This is a genomic window from Pseudomonas zanjanensis (assembly GCF_014268745.2).
GTDB lineage: Bacteria > Pseudomonadota > Gammaproteobacteria > Pseudomonadales > Pseudomonadaceae > Aquipseudomonas > Aquipseudomonas zanjanensis.
Genome location: NZ_JABWRB020000001.1, coordinates 2,946,519 through 2,961,130 on the forward strand (window position 1 = coordinate 2,946,519; position 14,612 = coordinate 2,961,130).

At 61.5% G+C, this 14,612-nt stretch carries 13 protein-coding genes; 11 read left to right on the plus strand and 2 right to left on the minus strand.

Features of this window, described 5'->3' with window-relative positions; all coding sequences use genetic code 11:
- Positions 1-804 precede the first annotated feature (804 nt).
- From HU715_RS12225 to HU715_RS12255, 7 genes are all read left to right on the plus strand, one after another.
- Positions 805-1,992: an OprD family porin gene (locus HU715_RS12225; RefSeq protein ID WP_437182513.1), complete on the plus strand. Its 1,188-nt coding sequence runs from the start codon at positions 805-807 to the stop codon at positions 1,990-1,992.
- Positions 1,993-2,162: 170 nt separating this feature from the next.
- The gene (locus HU715_RS12230) at positions 2,163-2,984 is read left to right on the plus strand and encodes an NAD-dependent epimerase/dehydratase family protein (protein ID WP_186706161.1); all 822 of its coding nucleotides are present in this window, start codon (positions 2,163-2,165) and stop codon (positions 2,982-2,984) included.
- Between the two features lie 43 nt (positions 2,985-3,027).
- Complete coding sequence (locus tag HU715_RS12235) at positions 3,028-3,933, plus strand: SMP-30/gluconolactonase/LRE family protein (protein WP_186706160.1); 906 nt, start codon at positions 3,028-3,030, stop codon at positions 3,931-3,933.
- Positions 3,934-3,989: 56 nt separating this feature from the next.
- Positions 3,990-4,958 (plus strand): TRAP transporter substrate-binding protein, encoded by a 969-nt coding sequence (locus HU715_RS12240; RefSeq protein ID WP_186706159.1) that lies wholly within the window; start codon positions 3,990-3,992, stop codon positions 4,956-4,958.
- Positions 4,959-5,034: 76 nt separating this feature from the next.
- Positions 5,035-5,562 carry a TRAP transporter small permease gene (locus HU715_RS12245; protein WP_186706158.1) on the plus strand — a complete coding sequence of 176 codons (528 nt, stop codon included), beginning with the start codon at positions 5,035-5,037 and terminating at the stop codon, positions 5,560-5,562.
- On the plus strand, positions 5,562-6,842 hold the full coding sequence (locus tag HU715_RS12250; protein ID WP_186706157.1) for a TRAP transporter large permease: 1,281 nt from the start codon (positions 5,562-5,564) through the stop codon (positions 6,840-6,842). The genes HU715_RS12245 and HU715_RS12250 overlap by 1 nt, the downstream gene beginning before the upstream one ends.
- 198 nt (positions 6,843-7,040) lie before the next feature.
- Positions 7,041-7,910 carry an aldose 1-epimerase gene (locus HU715_RS12255; RefSeq protein ID WP_186706156.1) on the plus strand — a complete coding sequence of 290 codons (870 nt, stop codon included), beginning with the start codon at positions 7,041-7,043 and terminating at the stop codon, positions 7,908-7,910.
- A gap of 176 nt (positions 7,911-8,086) precedes the next feature.
- Here the strand turns inward: HU715_RS12255 and HU715_RS12260 are convergent, their stop codons facing one another.
- Positions 8,087-8,887 carry a sulfite exporter TauE/SafE family protein gene (locus tag HU715_RS12260; RefSeq protein ID WP_186706155.1) on the minus strand — a complete coding sequence of 267 codons (801 nt, stop codon included), beginning with the start codon at positions 8,885-8,887 and terminating at the stop codon, positions 8,087-8,089.
- Between the two features lie 226 nt (positions 8,888-9,113).
- Here HU715_RS12260 and HU715_RS12265 point away from each other — a divergent pair, with 226 nt between their 5' ends.
- Positions 9,114-9,977: an MBL fold metallo-hydrolase gene (locus HU715_RS12265; protein WP_186706154.1), complete on the plus strand. Its 864-nt coding sequence runs from the start codon at positions 9,114-9,116 to the stop codon at positions 9,975-9,977.
- Between the two features lie 387 nt (positions 9,978-10,364).
- Here the strand turns inward: HU715_RS12265 and bkdR are convergent, their stop codons facing one another.
- Positions 10,365-10,853, minus strand: coding sequence for a Bkd operon transcriptional regulator BkdR (gene bkdR, locus HU715_RS12270; RefSeq protein WP_003202929.1), 489 nt, complete (start codon positions 10,851-10,853; stop codon positions 10,365-10,367).
- Positions 10,854-11,047: 194 nt separating this feature from the next.
- Between bkdR and HU715_RS12275 the strand changes: the two genes are divergently transcribed.
- Genes HU715_RS12275 through HU715_RS12285 form a run of 3 tightly spaced genes read left to right on the plus strand, consistent with a single transcriptional unit; the run spans position 11,048 to position 14,612 of the window.
- Positions 11,048-12,283: a 3-methyl-2-oxobutanoate dehydrogenase (2-methylpropanoyl-transferring) subunit alpha gene (locus HU715_RS12275; RefSeq protein ID WP_030141238.1), complete on the plus strand. Its 1,236-nt coding sequence runs from the start codon at positions 11,048-11,050 to the stop codon at positions 12,281-12,283.
- A gap of 1 nt (position 12,284) precedes the next feature.
- The gene (locus HU715_RS12280; RefSeq protein ID WP_030141237.1) at positions 12,285-13,343 is read left to right on the plus strand and encodes an alpha-ketoacid dehydrogenase subunit beta; all 1,059 of its coding nucleotides are present in this window, start codon (positions 12,285-12,287) and stop codon (positions 13,341-13,343) included.
- Positions 13,344-14,612, plus strand: a complete 1,269-nt coding sequence (locus HU715_RS12285) for a dihydrolipoamide acetyltransferase family protein (RefSeq protein ID WP_186706153.1) — start codon at positions 13,344-13,346, stop codon at positions 14,610-14,612.

Sequence of the window (14,612 nt, forward strand, 5' to 3'; positions counted from 1 at the left end):
GCGCGTCCGAAGACGCCCTGCGCATGACCGCCATAAAACAGTTCCGAAATGGACTGTATGACGAGGGCTATGCGACAAGTCAAAAGCCGGGCTACCAAACCCGATCGCTGATTCAATCAGCGACCCGGAAACGATAAAACCCTGGCCCAAGGCGCACAAGCCGGCGGATTCTGGCGCAGTTGTAGGTAACGGCGCAAGACAACGTAGCCCAATCCCGAACAATCCTACGTCTGGATAAACACAGGCCTGTTTGGACTGGAAACAGGCTGGACAACCCAACCCTTGTGGCGAGGGAGCTTGCTCCCGCTGGACTGCGCAGCAGGCCCAAATTTCTTTGTTTCAGCACGAATTCCTGGGGCGGCTTCGCCACCCAGCGGGAGCAAGCTCCCTCGCCACAAAGAGCCCGCTCAAGCCTTCCGATCAGGACATTCGACTAATGTCTTAGACCAGTCATCGCACAACCAAGCACCCTCACCGCTATTCTCAAACCCCGTATCCACCCGGTGCCACCGCTTTCGATCCTGGCCTGCGCCAGCGACAGCCATTGCACTGCCTCATTTTGAAGCACACCCAAGTTGGATAATTCCGATAATGGCCAGTTGACAACGAGCAGCCGCTTCCAAATAATCACCGCCATGTTGTACGACGACGTATGACAAATAAAAACAACAAAAAGTAGGGAGCGCCATAGTGAGCACACGTGTCCGTTTTTCGCCCAACCATCGTCCAAACCGCCGTACCCTTCTGAGCTCCAGCCCCGCCCTGGTCCTGCTCGGTTGCAGCAGCCTTGCCGCATTTCTGCCCATGACCGCCAGCGCCGAAGGCTTCGTCGATGACGCCAAGGCCACGTTGAACCTGCGCAATTTCTACATCAACCGCAACTTCACCAACCCGAACAATGCCCAAGGCAAAGCCGAAGAATGGACCCAGAGCTTCATTCTCGACGCCAAGTCCGGTTTCACCCAAGGCACCGTCGGCTTCGGCGTGGACGTGCTGGGGATGTACTCGGTCAAACTCGACGGCGGCCGTGGTACTGCGAACACTTCCTTGTTGCCGATTCATGACGACGGTCGCCCGGCCGACGATTACGGTCGCCTCGGCGTGGCCCTCAAGGCCAAGGTCTCGAAGACTGAACTGAAGGTCGGCGAATGGATGCCGGTGCTGCCGATCCTGCGTTCCGACGACGGTCGTTCCCTGCCGCAAACCTTCCGCGGCGGCCAGGTCACCTCCACCGAAATCAGCGGCCTGAGCCTCTACGGTGGCCAGTTCCGTGGCAACAGCCCGCGTAACGACGCGAGCATGGAAGACATGTCGATGAACGGCCGCGGCGCGTTCACCTCCGACCGTTTCAACTTCGGCGGCGGTGAATACGCCTTCAACGAAAAACGCACCCAGGTCGGCGTCTGGTACGCAGAACTGTCCGACATCTACCAACAGCAATATTTCAACCTGACCCACAGCCAGCCCATGGGCGACTGGACCCTGGGCGCCAACCTTGGCTACTTCACCGGCAAGGAAAACGGCAGCGCGTTGGCCGGCGACCTGGACAACAAAACCGCGTTCGCCATGCTCTCGGCCAAATACGGCGGCAACACCTTCTACGTCGGCCTGCAGAAAGTCGGCGGCGATGATGCCTGGATGCGCGTCAACGGCACCAGCGGCGGCACCCTGGCGAACGACAGCTACAACTCCAGCTACGACAACGCCAAGGAAAAATCCTGGCAAGTGCGCCACGACTTCAACTTCGCCGCTGTCGGCGTGCCGGGCCTGACCTTGATGAACCGTTACATCAGCGGCGACAACGTGCACACCGCCACCGTTGACGATGGCAAGGAATGGGGCCGTGAAAGCGAGCTGGCCTACACCGTGCAGAGCGGTGTGCTGAAGAGCCTCAACGTGAAATGGCGTAACTCGTCGCTTCGTCGTGACTTCAGCACCAACGAATTCGACGAAAACCGAATCATCTTCAACTACCCGATCTCGCTGCTGTAACACGGGATATTGCCATGGGCGCATCCCATGGCAACCTGCGGCAGGGACGCCGATCCAGAGCGGTTCGTCGATCAAACGTTGACAAGGTAGCGGAAGGATAAGGATATTTCCTCTCGGTCGTACGACAACTTATAACAACTGTACCTCTCACTGTTTGCTCAGGTAATGCCATGACCACGACACAGATTCGCCCCCCCTTCAATCGCCTGCTCTTGACCGGCGCCGCCGGCGGCCTTGGCAAAGTCTTGCGCGAACGCCTCAAGCCTTACGCCCGCCACATTCGCCTGTCGGACATCGCCAACATGGCCCCGGCCATCGACGAAAGCGAAGAAGTGGTGCCCTGCGACCTGTCGGATAAGCAGGCCGTGCACCAGTTGGTGGAAGGCGTCGACGCCATCCTGCATTTCGGCGGTGTCTCGGTGGAGCGCCCGTTCGAAGAGATCCTTGGCGCCAACATCAGTGGCGTGTTCCACATTTATGAAGCGGCGCGCAAGCACGGCGTCAAGCGTGTGATTTTCGCCAGCTCCAACCATGTCATCGGTTTCTACAAGCAGGACGAGGCCCTCGACGCCCATTGCCTTCGCCGTCCGGATGGCTACTACGGCCTGTCCAAGTCCTACGGCGAAGACATGGCCAGTTTCTATTTCGATCGCTACGGCATCGAGACCGTGAGCATCCGCATCGGCTCGTCGTTCCCCGAGCCGCAGAACCGCCGGATGATGAGCACCTGGCTGAGCTTCGACGACCTCACCCAACTGATTGAATGCTCGCTCTACACGCCGAAGGTCGGCCACACCGTGGTCTACGGCGTATCCGCCAACCGCGATGTCTGGTGGGACAACAGCCACGCCGCGCACCTGGGCTACCAGCCCAAGGACACGTCCGAAATTTTCCGCGACAAGGTCGAAGCGCAGCCGATGCCGGCCGCCGATGATCCGGCCAGGATCTACCAGGGCGGCGCCTTTGTCGCAGCCGGCCCGTTCGACGACTGATTCGTCTGTTGTTCATGGGATACGAACGAACCAAGGAATCACCATGCAAGCCGAATTGATTGTCGATGCACGCAATGCTGTCGGGGAAAGCCCGGTGTGGGTCCCCGAGGAAAACTCGCTGTACTGGGTGAACATCCCCAACGGTGGCCTGCAGCGCTGGAACGCCAGCAGCGGAAAAGTCCAAGGCTGGGAAGCGCCCGAAATGCTCGCCTGCATCGCCCGCCACCAGGACGGCGGCTGGATCGCGGGTATGGAAAGCGGTTTCTTTCGCCTGCACCCCCATGACGACGGCAGCCTCGACAGCGAACTCTGTGCAAGCGTCGAACACAGCCGCACCGACATGCGCCTCAACGATGGCCGTTGCGACCGCCAGGGCCGTTTCTGGGCCGGCAGCATGGTGCTGAACATGGGCGCCAACGCCGACGAAGGCCGGATGTACCGTTATGACGCTGGGCAACGCAGCCCGGTGGAGGCGCAACTGAGTGGGTTCATCGTGCCCAACGGGCTGGGTTTCAGCCCGGACGGCCGGACGATGTACCTCTCCGATTCTCACCCGCTGATCCAACAGATCTGGGCCTTCGACTACGACATCGACAGCGGCACCCCGTCCAACCGCCGGCTGTTCGTCGACATGATGCCGTTGGCCGGCCGCCCGGATGGCGCGGCGGTGGACGCCGACGGTTGCTACTGGATCTGCGCCAACGACGCTGGGTTGATTCACCGTTTCACCCCGGACGGACGTCTCGACCGTTCGCTGGAAGTGCCGGTGAAAAAACCGACCATGTGCGCCTTTGGCGGCAGCCAGCTGGACACCCTCTTCGTCACCTCGATTCGTCCGGGTGACGACAACGAACCGCAATCCCTGGCCGGTGGCGTGTTCGCGCTGAACCCCGGCGTCAAGGGCCTGGCTGAACCTGCGTTCGGAGGATGGAAACACTCCACGAACTGATCTGCTTTGCCGCTTCACATCGATAGACATAAAAACAACAACACTGGAGATTGACCATGAATTTCAAACGCACACTTCTGATCGCGGCCTTGCCCCTGGCCTTCCTGGCCCAGGCGGCACACGCTCTGGACATCAAGATCGCCGACATCCACCCCAAGGGCTACCCGACCGTGGTCGCTGAGGAGTCCATGGGTAAAACCCTGGAAGCCGAGAGCAAAGGCGAACTGAAGTTCAAGTACTTCCCGGGCGGCGTACTGGGTTCCGAAAAAGAAGTCATCGAGCAGATGCAAGCCGGCGCGATCCAGATGTCTCGCGTCAGCCTGGGCATCGTCGGCCCTGTGGTGCCGGACGTGAACGTCTTCAACATGCCGTTCATCTTCCGCGACCAGGCCCACATGCGCGCCGTGATCGACGGTGAAGTCGGCGATGCAATCCTCGACCGCATCACCAACTCCGAGTTCGGCCTGGTGGCCCTGGCGTGGATGGATGGCGGCACGCGCAACCTCTACACGAAGAAGCCGGTGCGCAAGATCGAAGACCTCAAGGGCATGAAGATTCGCGTCCAAGGCAACCCGATGTTCATCGAGACCTTCAACGCCATGGGCGCCAACGGCATCGCGATGGACACCGGCGAGATCTTCAGCGCCTTGCAGACCGGCGTGATCGACGGTGCCGAAAACAACCCGCCGACCATGCTCGAGCATAACCACTACCAGAACGCCAAGTTCTACAGCTTGACCGGTCACCTGATCCTGCCTGAGCCGATCGTGATGTCGAAAATCACTTGGAACAAGCTCACCCCAGAGCAGCAGGACATGGTGAAGAAAGCCGCCAAGGCTGCCCAGGCTGAAGAGCGCGTGCTGTGGGACAAGAAGTCCGCCGCCAGTGAAGAAAAACTCAAGGCCGCCGGCGTCGAGTTCATCACCGTCGACAAGAAACCCTTCTATGACGCCACTGCGCCAATCCGGGCCAAATACGGTGCGCCGTACGCCGACCTGATCAAGCGCATCGAAGCTGTCCAGTAAGGCCTCTTAATCTGTACTCATGAAACGGCTGGGCGCGCCTGCGGTTAAGAGGCGCGCCCAGTTACGGTGGAACCCGATGAAGAATTTGCTGCTGCGTATCAACGACAAGATTTACATGACTTGCATCTGGGTGGCCGGCCTTTCTGTCCTCGCCGTTGCGCTGATGATTCCGTGGGGGGTGTTTGCCCGTTACGTGCTCGGCTCAGGCTCGAGCTGGCCGGAGCCCACCGCCATTCTGCTGATGATCGTCTTCACCTTCATCGGTGCCGCCGCCAGTTACCGCTCCGGCTCGCACATGGCCGTGGACATGGTCACCAGCCGCCTGCCACCTCACTTGAAAAACGCAGCGTCGATTTTCTCCCAGCTGCTGATGGCGGCCGTGTGCATTTTCATGACTATCTGGGGCACCAAGCTGTGCATGACCACCTGGAATCAATTCATGAGCGCCATCCCTACCCTGCGCGTCGGCATCACGTACATGCCGATCCCGGTCGGTGGTTTCCTGACCCTGATTTTTGTCCTGGAAAAACTCTTGCTGGGTGATCAAAGCCAGCGTCGGGTCGTGCAGTTCGACCTGGTTGAAGAAAACGAAGGTGCCGCTTAATGGACGCTCTGATTCTGCTGGGCAGTTTTTTGTTGTTGATCCTGATCGGCATGCCAGTCGCCTACGCGCTGGGCGCTGCCGCCCTGATCGGGGCGTGGTGGATCGATATCCCGTTCCAGGCCATGATGATTCAGATAACGGGCGGGGTGAACAAATTCTCGCTGCTGGCCATTCCGTTCTTCGTGCTGGCCGGTGCGATCATGGCCGAGGGCGGCATGTCCCGCCGACTGGTGGCGTTCGCCAGCGTGCTGGTAGGTTTCGTGCGCGGTGGCCTGTCCTTGGTCAACCTCGTGGCCTCGAGTTTCTTTGGCGCGATCTCCGGTTCCTCGGTGGCCGATACCGCCTCGGTCGGCTCGGTGCTGATCCCGGAAATGACACGCCGGGGCTACCCGCGTGAATACGCCACCGCCGTCACCGTCAGTGGTTCGGTACAAGCGCTGCTGACACCGCCCAGCCACAACGCGGTGCTGTACTCCCTTGCCGCCGGCGGCACCGTCTCCATCGGTTCGCTGTTCATGGCCGGCATCGTCCCCGGCATCATGATGAACCTCTGCCTGATGGCGCTGTGCCTGGTTTTCGCGAAAAAGCGCAATTACCCCAAGGGCGAAGTGATTCCGCTCAAACAAGCGTTGAAGATCTGCAAGGAAGCCATGTGGGGCATGATGACCTTGTTCATCATCCTTGGCGGCATTCTCTCGGGTGTGTTCACCGCCACTGAATCGGCCGCCATTGCCGTGGTGTGGGCGTTCTTCGTCACCATGTGCATCTATCGCGACTACAAGTGGAGCGAGTTGCCGAAACTGATGCACCGTACGGTGCGCACCATCTCCATCGTGATGATCCTGATCGGCTTCGCCGCCAGCTTCGGCTACATCATGACGCTGATGGAAATCCCGGCGAAGATCACCACCGCGTTCCTGACCCTGTCGGACAACCGCTACGTGATCCTGATGTGCATCAACGTGATGTTGCTGCTGTTGGGCACCGTGATGGACATGGCGCCGCTGATCCTGATCCTGACGCCGATCCTGATGCCAGTGATCGTCGGCATCGGCGTGGACCCGGTGCAGTTCGGCATGATCATGCTGGTGAACCTGGGTATCGGCCTGATCACGCCACCGGTGGGCGCGGTGTTGTTCGTCGGTTCCGCCATCGGCAAGGTCAGCATCGAAAGCACGGTCAAGGCCCTGCTGCCGTTCTACGCCATGCTGTTCCTGGTGCTGCTGCTGGTGACCTACGTGCCTGCCATTTCGCTGTGGTTGCCGCATTTGGTGTTGTAGCCCTGTAGGCGCGCAAGCCCCCTTGTGGCGAGGGAGCTTGCTCCCGCTGGACTGCGCAGCAGGCCCACCCGGTTTGAACTCGGGCGTCTGCTCCGCAGCCGAACGGGAGCAAGCTCCCTCGCCACAAAAGCTATCTGCCCTTCCCAAAAAAGCTATCTGCCCGTCCTATATCTGCCCTTCCCAATAGACGCGACCACCATGACGCAGCCCCTTCTCCACCTCGAAGACGAACTGACCCGCCTGACCCTGGCCCCGCACCTGGGCGCCAGCCTCGTTGAATGGACATTGCGCAGCACCGGCGCTCCCCTGCTACGCCCGCCCGCGCCGCACGCACTGGAAAACGGCCTGCCAGGCAAACTCGGCTGCTTCCCGTTGATCCCGTGGTCGAATCGGATCGCCCAAGGCGGTTTCGATTGCCCTGGCGGCTGGCTCGCCCTGGAAGCCAACAGCCCCAACGATCCGTTTCCGATCCATGGCAGTGCCTGGCAGCAACCGTGGCAAGTGACAGAGCACAGCGCCCAGGAAGCCTTGTTGCAACTCGACAGCCAAACCCCATTTGCCTATTGCGCCAGCCTGCGGATCCGCCTCAGCGGCGGCCAATTGCAAATGGCGTTGCATGTGACGCATTTGGCCGAGCAGGCCGCCTGGCACGGGCTGGGTTTGCATCCGTATTTCCCGCGCACAAGCGGTACCCGTCTGCAAACCGGTGCCAGCGAAGTGTGGATGTGCGACGCCTCGAAACTGCCAACGGAATTGAGGGGCGTTCCCTCGGAGTGGGATTTCCAGCAGTCCCGGTTACTGCCGGACACCCTTGTCGACAACGGCTTCGGTGGCTGGGATGGGCAGTGCCTGATCCAACAACCGGACCTGGGTTATGAACTGGAATGCCGTGCCAGCGGCAGCGAATTTTTCCTGCTGTACTGTCCAGTGGGTTTGGATTTCTTCTGCATCGAACCGGTCAGTCATCCGGTCAATGCCCACCACCTGCCAGGACGGCCGGGGTTGCGTTTGCTTGAGCAAGGACAATCGGTGGTGTTGGGGTTTTCGATGCAGTGCCGAACGTTGTAAACATCACGCGATCCCTGTGGTTAGGCGGATCACATCGCCCCCTGTGGCGAGGGAGCTTGCTCCCGCTCGGCTGCGAAGCAGACGCCGTGGGTCAAGACCGTATGGGCCTGCTTCGCTGTCCAGCGGGAGCAAGCTCCCTCGCCACAAAGGCAATGTGCAATCCTGATTCGTCGTCGCTAAGCCCGCACCAACATGAACAGCGCCACCGTCAGGCACACCCCGGCAAACCCCACCTGCAACGCCCGGGCCGGGACCTGGGTCGACAATCGCCGCCCGAGCACCATCCCAGCAATACTCGCCGCAATGAACACCGCACCGACCCGGTCGATGCTCACGCCGGCATGAAACGCGCCCACCACGCCAATCAGCGAAATCAGGCTGATGACCATCAAGGACGTCGCGACGATCCCGCGCATCTGCACGTCAGTCAGTTGCTTGAACGCCGGCACGATCAGGAAGCCGCCGCCCACGCCCAGTAGCCCCGAGACCATGCCTGTCACTGCCCCCAATGCCGACAGCGTAGCTGTGCAGCGGGCGGTCCAGGCCAGGCGCCCGGTCTGGCGGTCGAGCATGCAATTCTTCTGGCCCCAACTGGCGGCACCGTGATCGCTGGGCCCCGCTTGCGGCGTTTCCCGGCGCAACATGCGCGCCGCCACCAGCACCATCAACAGGCTGAACAGGATCATCAGGATTTTTTCCGAAAGCTGGTGGGCAAGGTAGATGCCCAGCGGCGAAAACACCGCACCCAGCAGCGCAATCAGCAATGCCGCCCGATAGCGCACCAGCCCATGACGCAGCCCATCGATGGCCCCCACCGCCGCGGCGCTGCCCACCGCGAACAACGCCACCGGCGCGGCCTGGGTCATGCTCCAGCCCAACCCCAACACCAATGCTGGCACCGCCAGGATGCCGCCGCCCGCGCCCGTCAGGCCAAGGACCAGGCCCATGACCACACCAAAAAAACTTGCCAGTAACATTCAGGTTCTCTCAAGCCGCGCACACCTGTTGGCAGGTGCGATCGCATTTGCAGGACGCCTTGGCCCTCACTAAGCTGCGGACCATAAGTTGTAAACCTCAAGGTTTGCAACAAATGCCATTTATCCAAGATAAAGAGGTGGCGAGGGAGCTTGCTCCCGCTGGGCCGGTCCGACGCCTCGGGCGTAGCAGCCCCCTCATGAGTTCTTCCCGCATAGGTTCGCTGTCATGCCCGCGCAGATCCAAAGTTTTCTCGACCCCGCCTCCAAGACCTTTACTTACGTCGTGTACGAACACGACGGCGGGCACTGCGCGGTGGTCGATCCGGTGCTCGACTACGACCCGGCTTCAGGCCGTAGCGGCACCGTGCAGGCCAATCGGGTAATCGCGTTCGTGCGTGAACATCGGTTGACGGTGCAATGGCTGCTGGAAACCCACGCCCACGCCGATCACCTGTCCGCCGCGCCTTATCTGCGTCGGGAACTGGGCGGCAAGATTGCCATTGGCGAGTCCATCGGCCAGGTGCAGAACGTGTTCAAGGCCCTGTTCAACCTGGAGCCGCAATTCGCCGTCGACGGTTCGCAATTCGACCACCTGTTCGCGGCCGACGAGTCCTTCCTGATCGGCAACCTCAAGGCCACCGCGCTGCACGTGCCCGGCCACACCCCGGCGGACATGGCCTACCTGATCGATGGCGACGTGATATTGGTGGGCGACACGCTGTTCATGCCCGACGTGGGCACCGCCCGTTGCGACTTTCCCGGTGGCAACGCCCGTCAGCTTTACGCCTCGATCCGCAAGCTGCTGGCCTTCCCCGCGGGCGTGCGGCTGTATGTGTGTCATGACTATCCACCGGAGGAGCGGGAGCCCCAGTGCGTGAGTACCGTGGGTGAACAGCGCCAGCACAATATTCATGTCCGCGATGGGGTTGATGAAGCCGCGTTCGTGGCCATGCGTACCCAGCGCGACAAGACGCTGGGCATGCCAACCCTGCTGCTGCCAGCGATTCAGGTGAATGTGCGCGCCGGACACCTGCCACCGGCCGAGGGCAATGGCGTGACTTATCTGAAGATTCCGATCAACCAGCTCTAAGGTCGCCACCTATCCAATGTGGGAGCGAGCCTGCTCGCGATAGCGGTGGGTCTGCTTACATCAGAGCTGAATATGCCGACGCCTTCGCGAGCAGGCTCGCTCCCACAGGGTTCAGCGGTGATCGCAGAACTCGACCAACAATACAATCCGGTGTGGGAGCGAGCCTGCTCGCGATGGCGGTGGGTCAGCTTGCAGCGATATTGAATGTGCCGCCGTCATCGCGGGCAAGCCTTGCTCCCACAAGAATTGGCGGCGGTCGCAGTACCCGGCAACACCACAAATCCAATGTGGGAGCGAGCCTGCTCGCGATGGCGGTGGGTCAGGCAACAATGAGCCGTCAGAAATCCACAACTGTAGGAGCTGCCGAAGGCTGCGATCCTTTGATGTTCAGGTACCCAAGGTCAACCCATTGGCCGGCAACGGTAGCGCGGTCTTGTAGCGCACCTGCTTGAGGGCAAAGCTGGAGCGGATGTTCGCCACGCCCGGGACCTTGGTCAAAAAGTCCATCATGAACCGCTCCAACGACTGGATCGTCGGCACCAGCACGCGGATCAGGTAATCCGGGTCGCCGGCCATCAGGTAACACTCCATCACCTCCGGCCGGTCGGAAATCGCTTCCTCAAAGTGCTGCAGCGCCTCTTCCACCTGCTTCTCCAGGCTCACATGGATGAACACGTTGACGTGCAACCCCAACAAGTCGGCATCCAGCAGCGTGACCTGCTCGCGGATCACCCCCAGTTCTTCCATGGCCCGGACGCGGTTGAAGCACGGCGTAGGTGACAGGTTGACCGAACGGGCGAGATCGGCGTTGGTGATGCGGGCGTTTTCCTGAAGGCTGTTCAGAATGCCGATGTCGGTGCGATCCAATTTACGCATGAGACAAATAGTCCTGTTTTTTATCGTTGTGCAGATTTTTTATCTGCAAATGATCTGAACAGCAAGCGAACAGAGAAAAATATTCTTCTTCGTCGAGCCTATGATTGTTGTAGGACAATTTCCCACCTACCCAGGGAAATTCGTCAGCTAGCGCGCCCACTACAAGAAATTCACAAGATCGAGCGTAGAAAGCCATGAACCCAGCGTATGAACCGCTACGCCTGCACGTTCCCGAACCCTCGGGCCGTCCCGGCTGCAAGACCGACTTTTCCTACCTGCATCTGTCCGATGCCGGCACGGTGCGCAAACCACCCATCGACGTCGAACCCGCCGACACCGCCGACCTGGCCCGCAGCCTGATCCGCGTGCTCGATGACCAGGGCAATGCCCTGGGCGATTGGGCCGCGGACATCCCCGTCGAGATCCTGCGCAAGGGCATGCGCGCCATGCTCAAGACGCGCATCTACGACAACCGCATGGTGGTCGCCCAGCGCCAGAAAAAGATGTCGTTCTACATGCAGAGCCTTGGCGAAGAAGCCATCGGCAGCGCCCAGGCCCTGGCGTTGAACATCGACGACATGTGCTTCCCCACCTACCGCCAGCAAAGCATCCTGATGGCCCGCGAAGTGCCGCTGGTGGACCTGATCTGCCAACTGCTGTCCAACGAGCGCGATCCGCTCAAGGGCCGGCAGTTGCCGATCATGTACTCAGTCAAGGACGCCGGTTTCTTCACCATTTCCGGCAACCTCGCCACGCAATTCATCCAGGGCGTGGGTTGGGGCATGGCCTCGGCGATCAAGGGCGACACCAAGATCGCCTCGGCCTGGATCGGTGATGGCGCCACCGCCGAATCGGACTTCCACACCGCCCTTACCTTCGCCCACGTCTACCGGGCGCCGGTGATCCTCAATGTGGTCAACAACCAGTGGGCAATCTCCACCTTCCAGGCCATTGCCGGCGGTGAAGCCACCACCTTCGCCGGACGCGGCGTCGGCTGCGGCATCGCCTCCCTGCGTGTCGATGGCAACGATTTCATGGCGGTCTACGCCGCCTCGCGCTGGGCCGCCGAACGCGCCCGCCGCAACCTCGGCCCGGCGCTGATCGAATGGGTCACCTACCGCGCCGGCCCGCACTCCACCTCGGACGATCCCTCCAAGTACCGCCCCGCCGACGATTGGAGCCACTTCCCCCTGGGCGATCCGATTGCCCGCCTCAAGCAGCACATGGTGAAGATCGGCCAGTGGTCCGAAGAGGAACATGCCGCCGTCACCGCCGAGCTCGAAGCCGAAGTGATCGCCGCGCAGAAGGAAGCCGAGCAGTATGGCACCCTCGCCGGCGGGCAGATTCCAAGCGCCGCGACCATGTTCGAAGACGTCTACAAAGAGATGCCGGAGCACTTGAAGCGCCAGCGTCAGCAGTTGGGGATCTGACATGAACGATCACAACAACAATATTGCGTTGGACACCGCCATGACCACTACCACCATGACCATGATCCAGGCCCTGCGCTCGGCCATGGACGTGATGCTCGAGCGCGACGACAACGTCGTGGTGTTCGGCCAGGACGTCGGTTACTTCGGCGGCGTGTTCCGCTGCACCGAAGGCCTGCAGAACAAGTACGGCACCTCGCGGGTATTCGACGCACCGATTTCCGAAAGCGGCATCGTCGGCGTGGCAGTGGGCATGGGCGCCTATGGGCTGCGGCCGGTGGCCGAAATCCAGTTCGCCGACTACGTCTACCCGGCGTCGGACCAGATCATTTCCGAAGCGGCGCGCCTGCGCTATCGCTCGGCCGGCGAGTTCACCGCGCCGATGACCCTGCGCATGCCCTGCGGCGGTGGTATCTATGGCGGCCAGACCCACAGCCAGAGCATCGAGGCGATGTTCACCCAGGTCTGCGGCCTGCGCACCGTGATGCCGTCCAACCCCTACGACGCCAAGGGCCTGCTGATCGCTTCCATCGAAAACGATGACCCGGTGATCTTCCTCGAACCCAAGCGCCTGTATAACGGCCCGTTCGACGGCCACCACGACCGTCCGGTAACACCGTGGTCCAAGCATCCGCAGGCACAAGTGCCGGACGGTTACTACACCGTGCCGCTGGACGTCGCCGCCATCACCCGTCCGGGCAAGGACGTGACCATCCTCACCTACGGCACCACGGTCTACGTTTCCCAGGTCGCCGCCGAGGAGACCGGCATCGACGCCGAAGTCATCGACCTGCGCAGCCTCTGGCCGCTGGACCTGGAGACCATCGTCAAGTCGGTGAAGAAAACCGGCCGCTGCGTGGTGGTCCACGAAGCCACCCGCACCTGCGGTTTCGGCGCCGAGCTGGTGTCGCTGGTGCAAGAACATTGCTTCCACCACCTGGAAGCGCCCATCGAGCGTGTCACCGGTTGGGACACCCCCTACCCGCACGCGCAGGAGTGGGCGTATTTCCCAGGGCCGTCCCGTGTGGGCGCGGCGTTGAAACGGGTCATGGAGGTCTGAATGGGCACGCACGTTATCAAGATGCCGGACATCGGCGAAGGCATCGCGGAAGTTGAACTGTCGGTGTGGCACGTCAAGGTCGGCGACATGGTGGTCGAAGACCAGGTGCTGGCCGATGTCATGACCGACAAGGCGATGGTCGACATCCCTTCGCCGGTGCATGGCCGGGTCATCGCCCTGGGTGGCGAGCCCGGTGAAGTGATGGCGGTGGGCAGCGAACTGATCCGCATTGAAGTCGAAGGCGCGGGTAACTTGAAAGAATCGGCGCAACCGGCTCCAGCCGCGGCGGCTGTACCGGCGCCAAAGCCAGCGCCAGTGGCCACGCCTGAACCGGTGGTGGAAAAAGCCGCCGCGCCACGCTGCGCCCCGCAAGCGCCTGTGGCCCGCGACCCGGAAGAGCGCCCATTGGCCTCGCCGGCCGTGCGCAAACACGCGCTGGACCTGGGCATCCAGTTGCGCCTGGTCCAGGGCAGCGGCCCTGCCGGGCGAATTCTGCATGAAGACTTGGAAGCCTATCTGGCCCAGGGTTCGTCGACCCAGGCCATGGGCGGCTCGGGTTATGCCGAGCGCCATGACGAGCAGCAGATCCCGGTGATCGGCATGCGCCGCAAGATCGCCCAGCGCATGCAGGAAGCGACCCAGCGCGCCGCGCACTTCAGCTACGTCGAGGAAATCGACGTCACCGCATTGGAAGAGCTGCGGGTTCACCTGAATGAAAAACACGGCGCCAGTCGCGGCAAGCTGACCTTACTGCCGTTCCTGGTCCGCGCCCTGGTCGTGGCCCTGCGGGACTTCCCGCAAATGAACGCGCGCTACGACGACGAGGCCCAGGTCATCCATCGCTCCGGTGCGGTGCATGTCGGTGTTGCCACCCAGAGCGACGTCGGCCTGATGGTGCCGGTGGTGCGTCACGCCGAGGCTCGCAGCCTGTGGGACAGCGCGGCGGAAATTTCCCGCTTGGCCACGGCGGCCCGCACGGGCAAGGCCAGTCGCGATGAACTGTCCGGCTCGACCATCACCCTGACCAGCCTTGGCGCGTTGGGCGGCATCGTCAGCACGCCGGTGCTGAACCTGCCGGAAGTGGCGATTGTCGGCGTGAACAAGATCGTCGAGCGGCCCATGGTGATCAAGGGCCAGATCGTGATTCGCAAGATGATGAACCTCTCCAGTTCCTTCGATCACCGGGTGGTCGACGGCATGGACGCGGCGCAATTCATCCAGGCCCTGCGTGGCTTGCTCGAACAACCTGCCACTTTATTTGTGGAGTAA

Coding starts and splice junctions, on each gene's coding strand:
- HU715_RS12285 (WP_186706153.1), top strand. CDS start 13,344: ATGGGCACGCACGTTATCAAGATGCCGGACATCGGCGAAGGCATCGCG.
- HU715_RS12250 (WP_186706157.1), top strand. CDS start 5,562: ATGGACGCTCTGATTCTGCTGGGCAGTTTTTTGTTGTTGATCCTGATC.
- HU715_RS12260 (WP_186706155.1), bottom strand. CDS start 8,887: ATGTTACTGGCAAGTTTTTTTGGTGTGGTCATGGGCCTGGTCCTTGGC.
- HU715_RS12280 (WP_030141237.1), top strand. CDS start 12,285: ATGAACGATCACAACAACAATATTGCGTTGGACACCGCCATGACCACT.
- HU715_RS12275 (WP_030141238.1), top strand. CDS start 11,048: ATGAACCCAGCGTATGAACCGCTACGCCTGCACGTTCCCGAACCCTCG.
- HU715_RS12230 (WP_186706161.1), top strand. CDS start 2,163: ATGACCACGACACAGATTCGCCCCCCCTTCAATCGCCTGCTCTTGACC.
- HU715_RS12245 (WP_186706158.1), top strand. CDS start 5,035: ATGAAGAATTTGCTGCTGCGTATCAACGACAAGATTTACATGACTTGC.
- HU715_RS12240 (WP_186706159.1), top strand. CDS start 3,990: ATGAATTTCAAACGCACACTTCTGATCGCGGCCTTGCCCCTGGCCTTC.
- bkdR (WP_003202929.1), bottom strand. CDS start 10,853: ATGCGTAAATTGGATCGCACCGACATCGGCATTCTGAACAGCCTTCAG.
- HU715_RS12225 (WP_437182513.1), top strand. CDS start 805: ATGACCGCCAGCGCCGAAGGCTTCGTCGATGACGCCAAGGCCACGTTG.
- HU715_RS12255 (WP_186706156.1), top strand. CDS start 7,041: ATGACGCAGCCCCTTCTCCACCTCGAAGACGAACTGACCCGCCTGACC.
- HU715_RS12265 (WP_186706154.1), top strand. CDS start 9,114: ATGCCCGCGCAGATCCAAAGTTTTCTCGACCCCGCCTCCAAGACCTTT.
- HU715_RS12235 (WP_186706160.1), top strand. CDS start 3,028: ATGCAAGCCGAATTGATTGTCGATGCACGCAATGCTGTCGGGGAAAGC.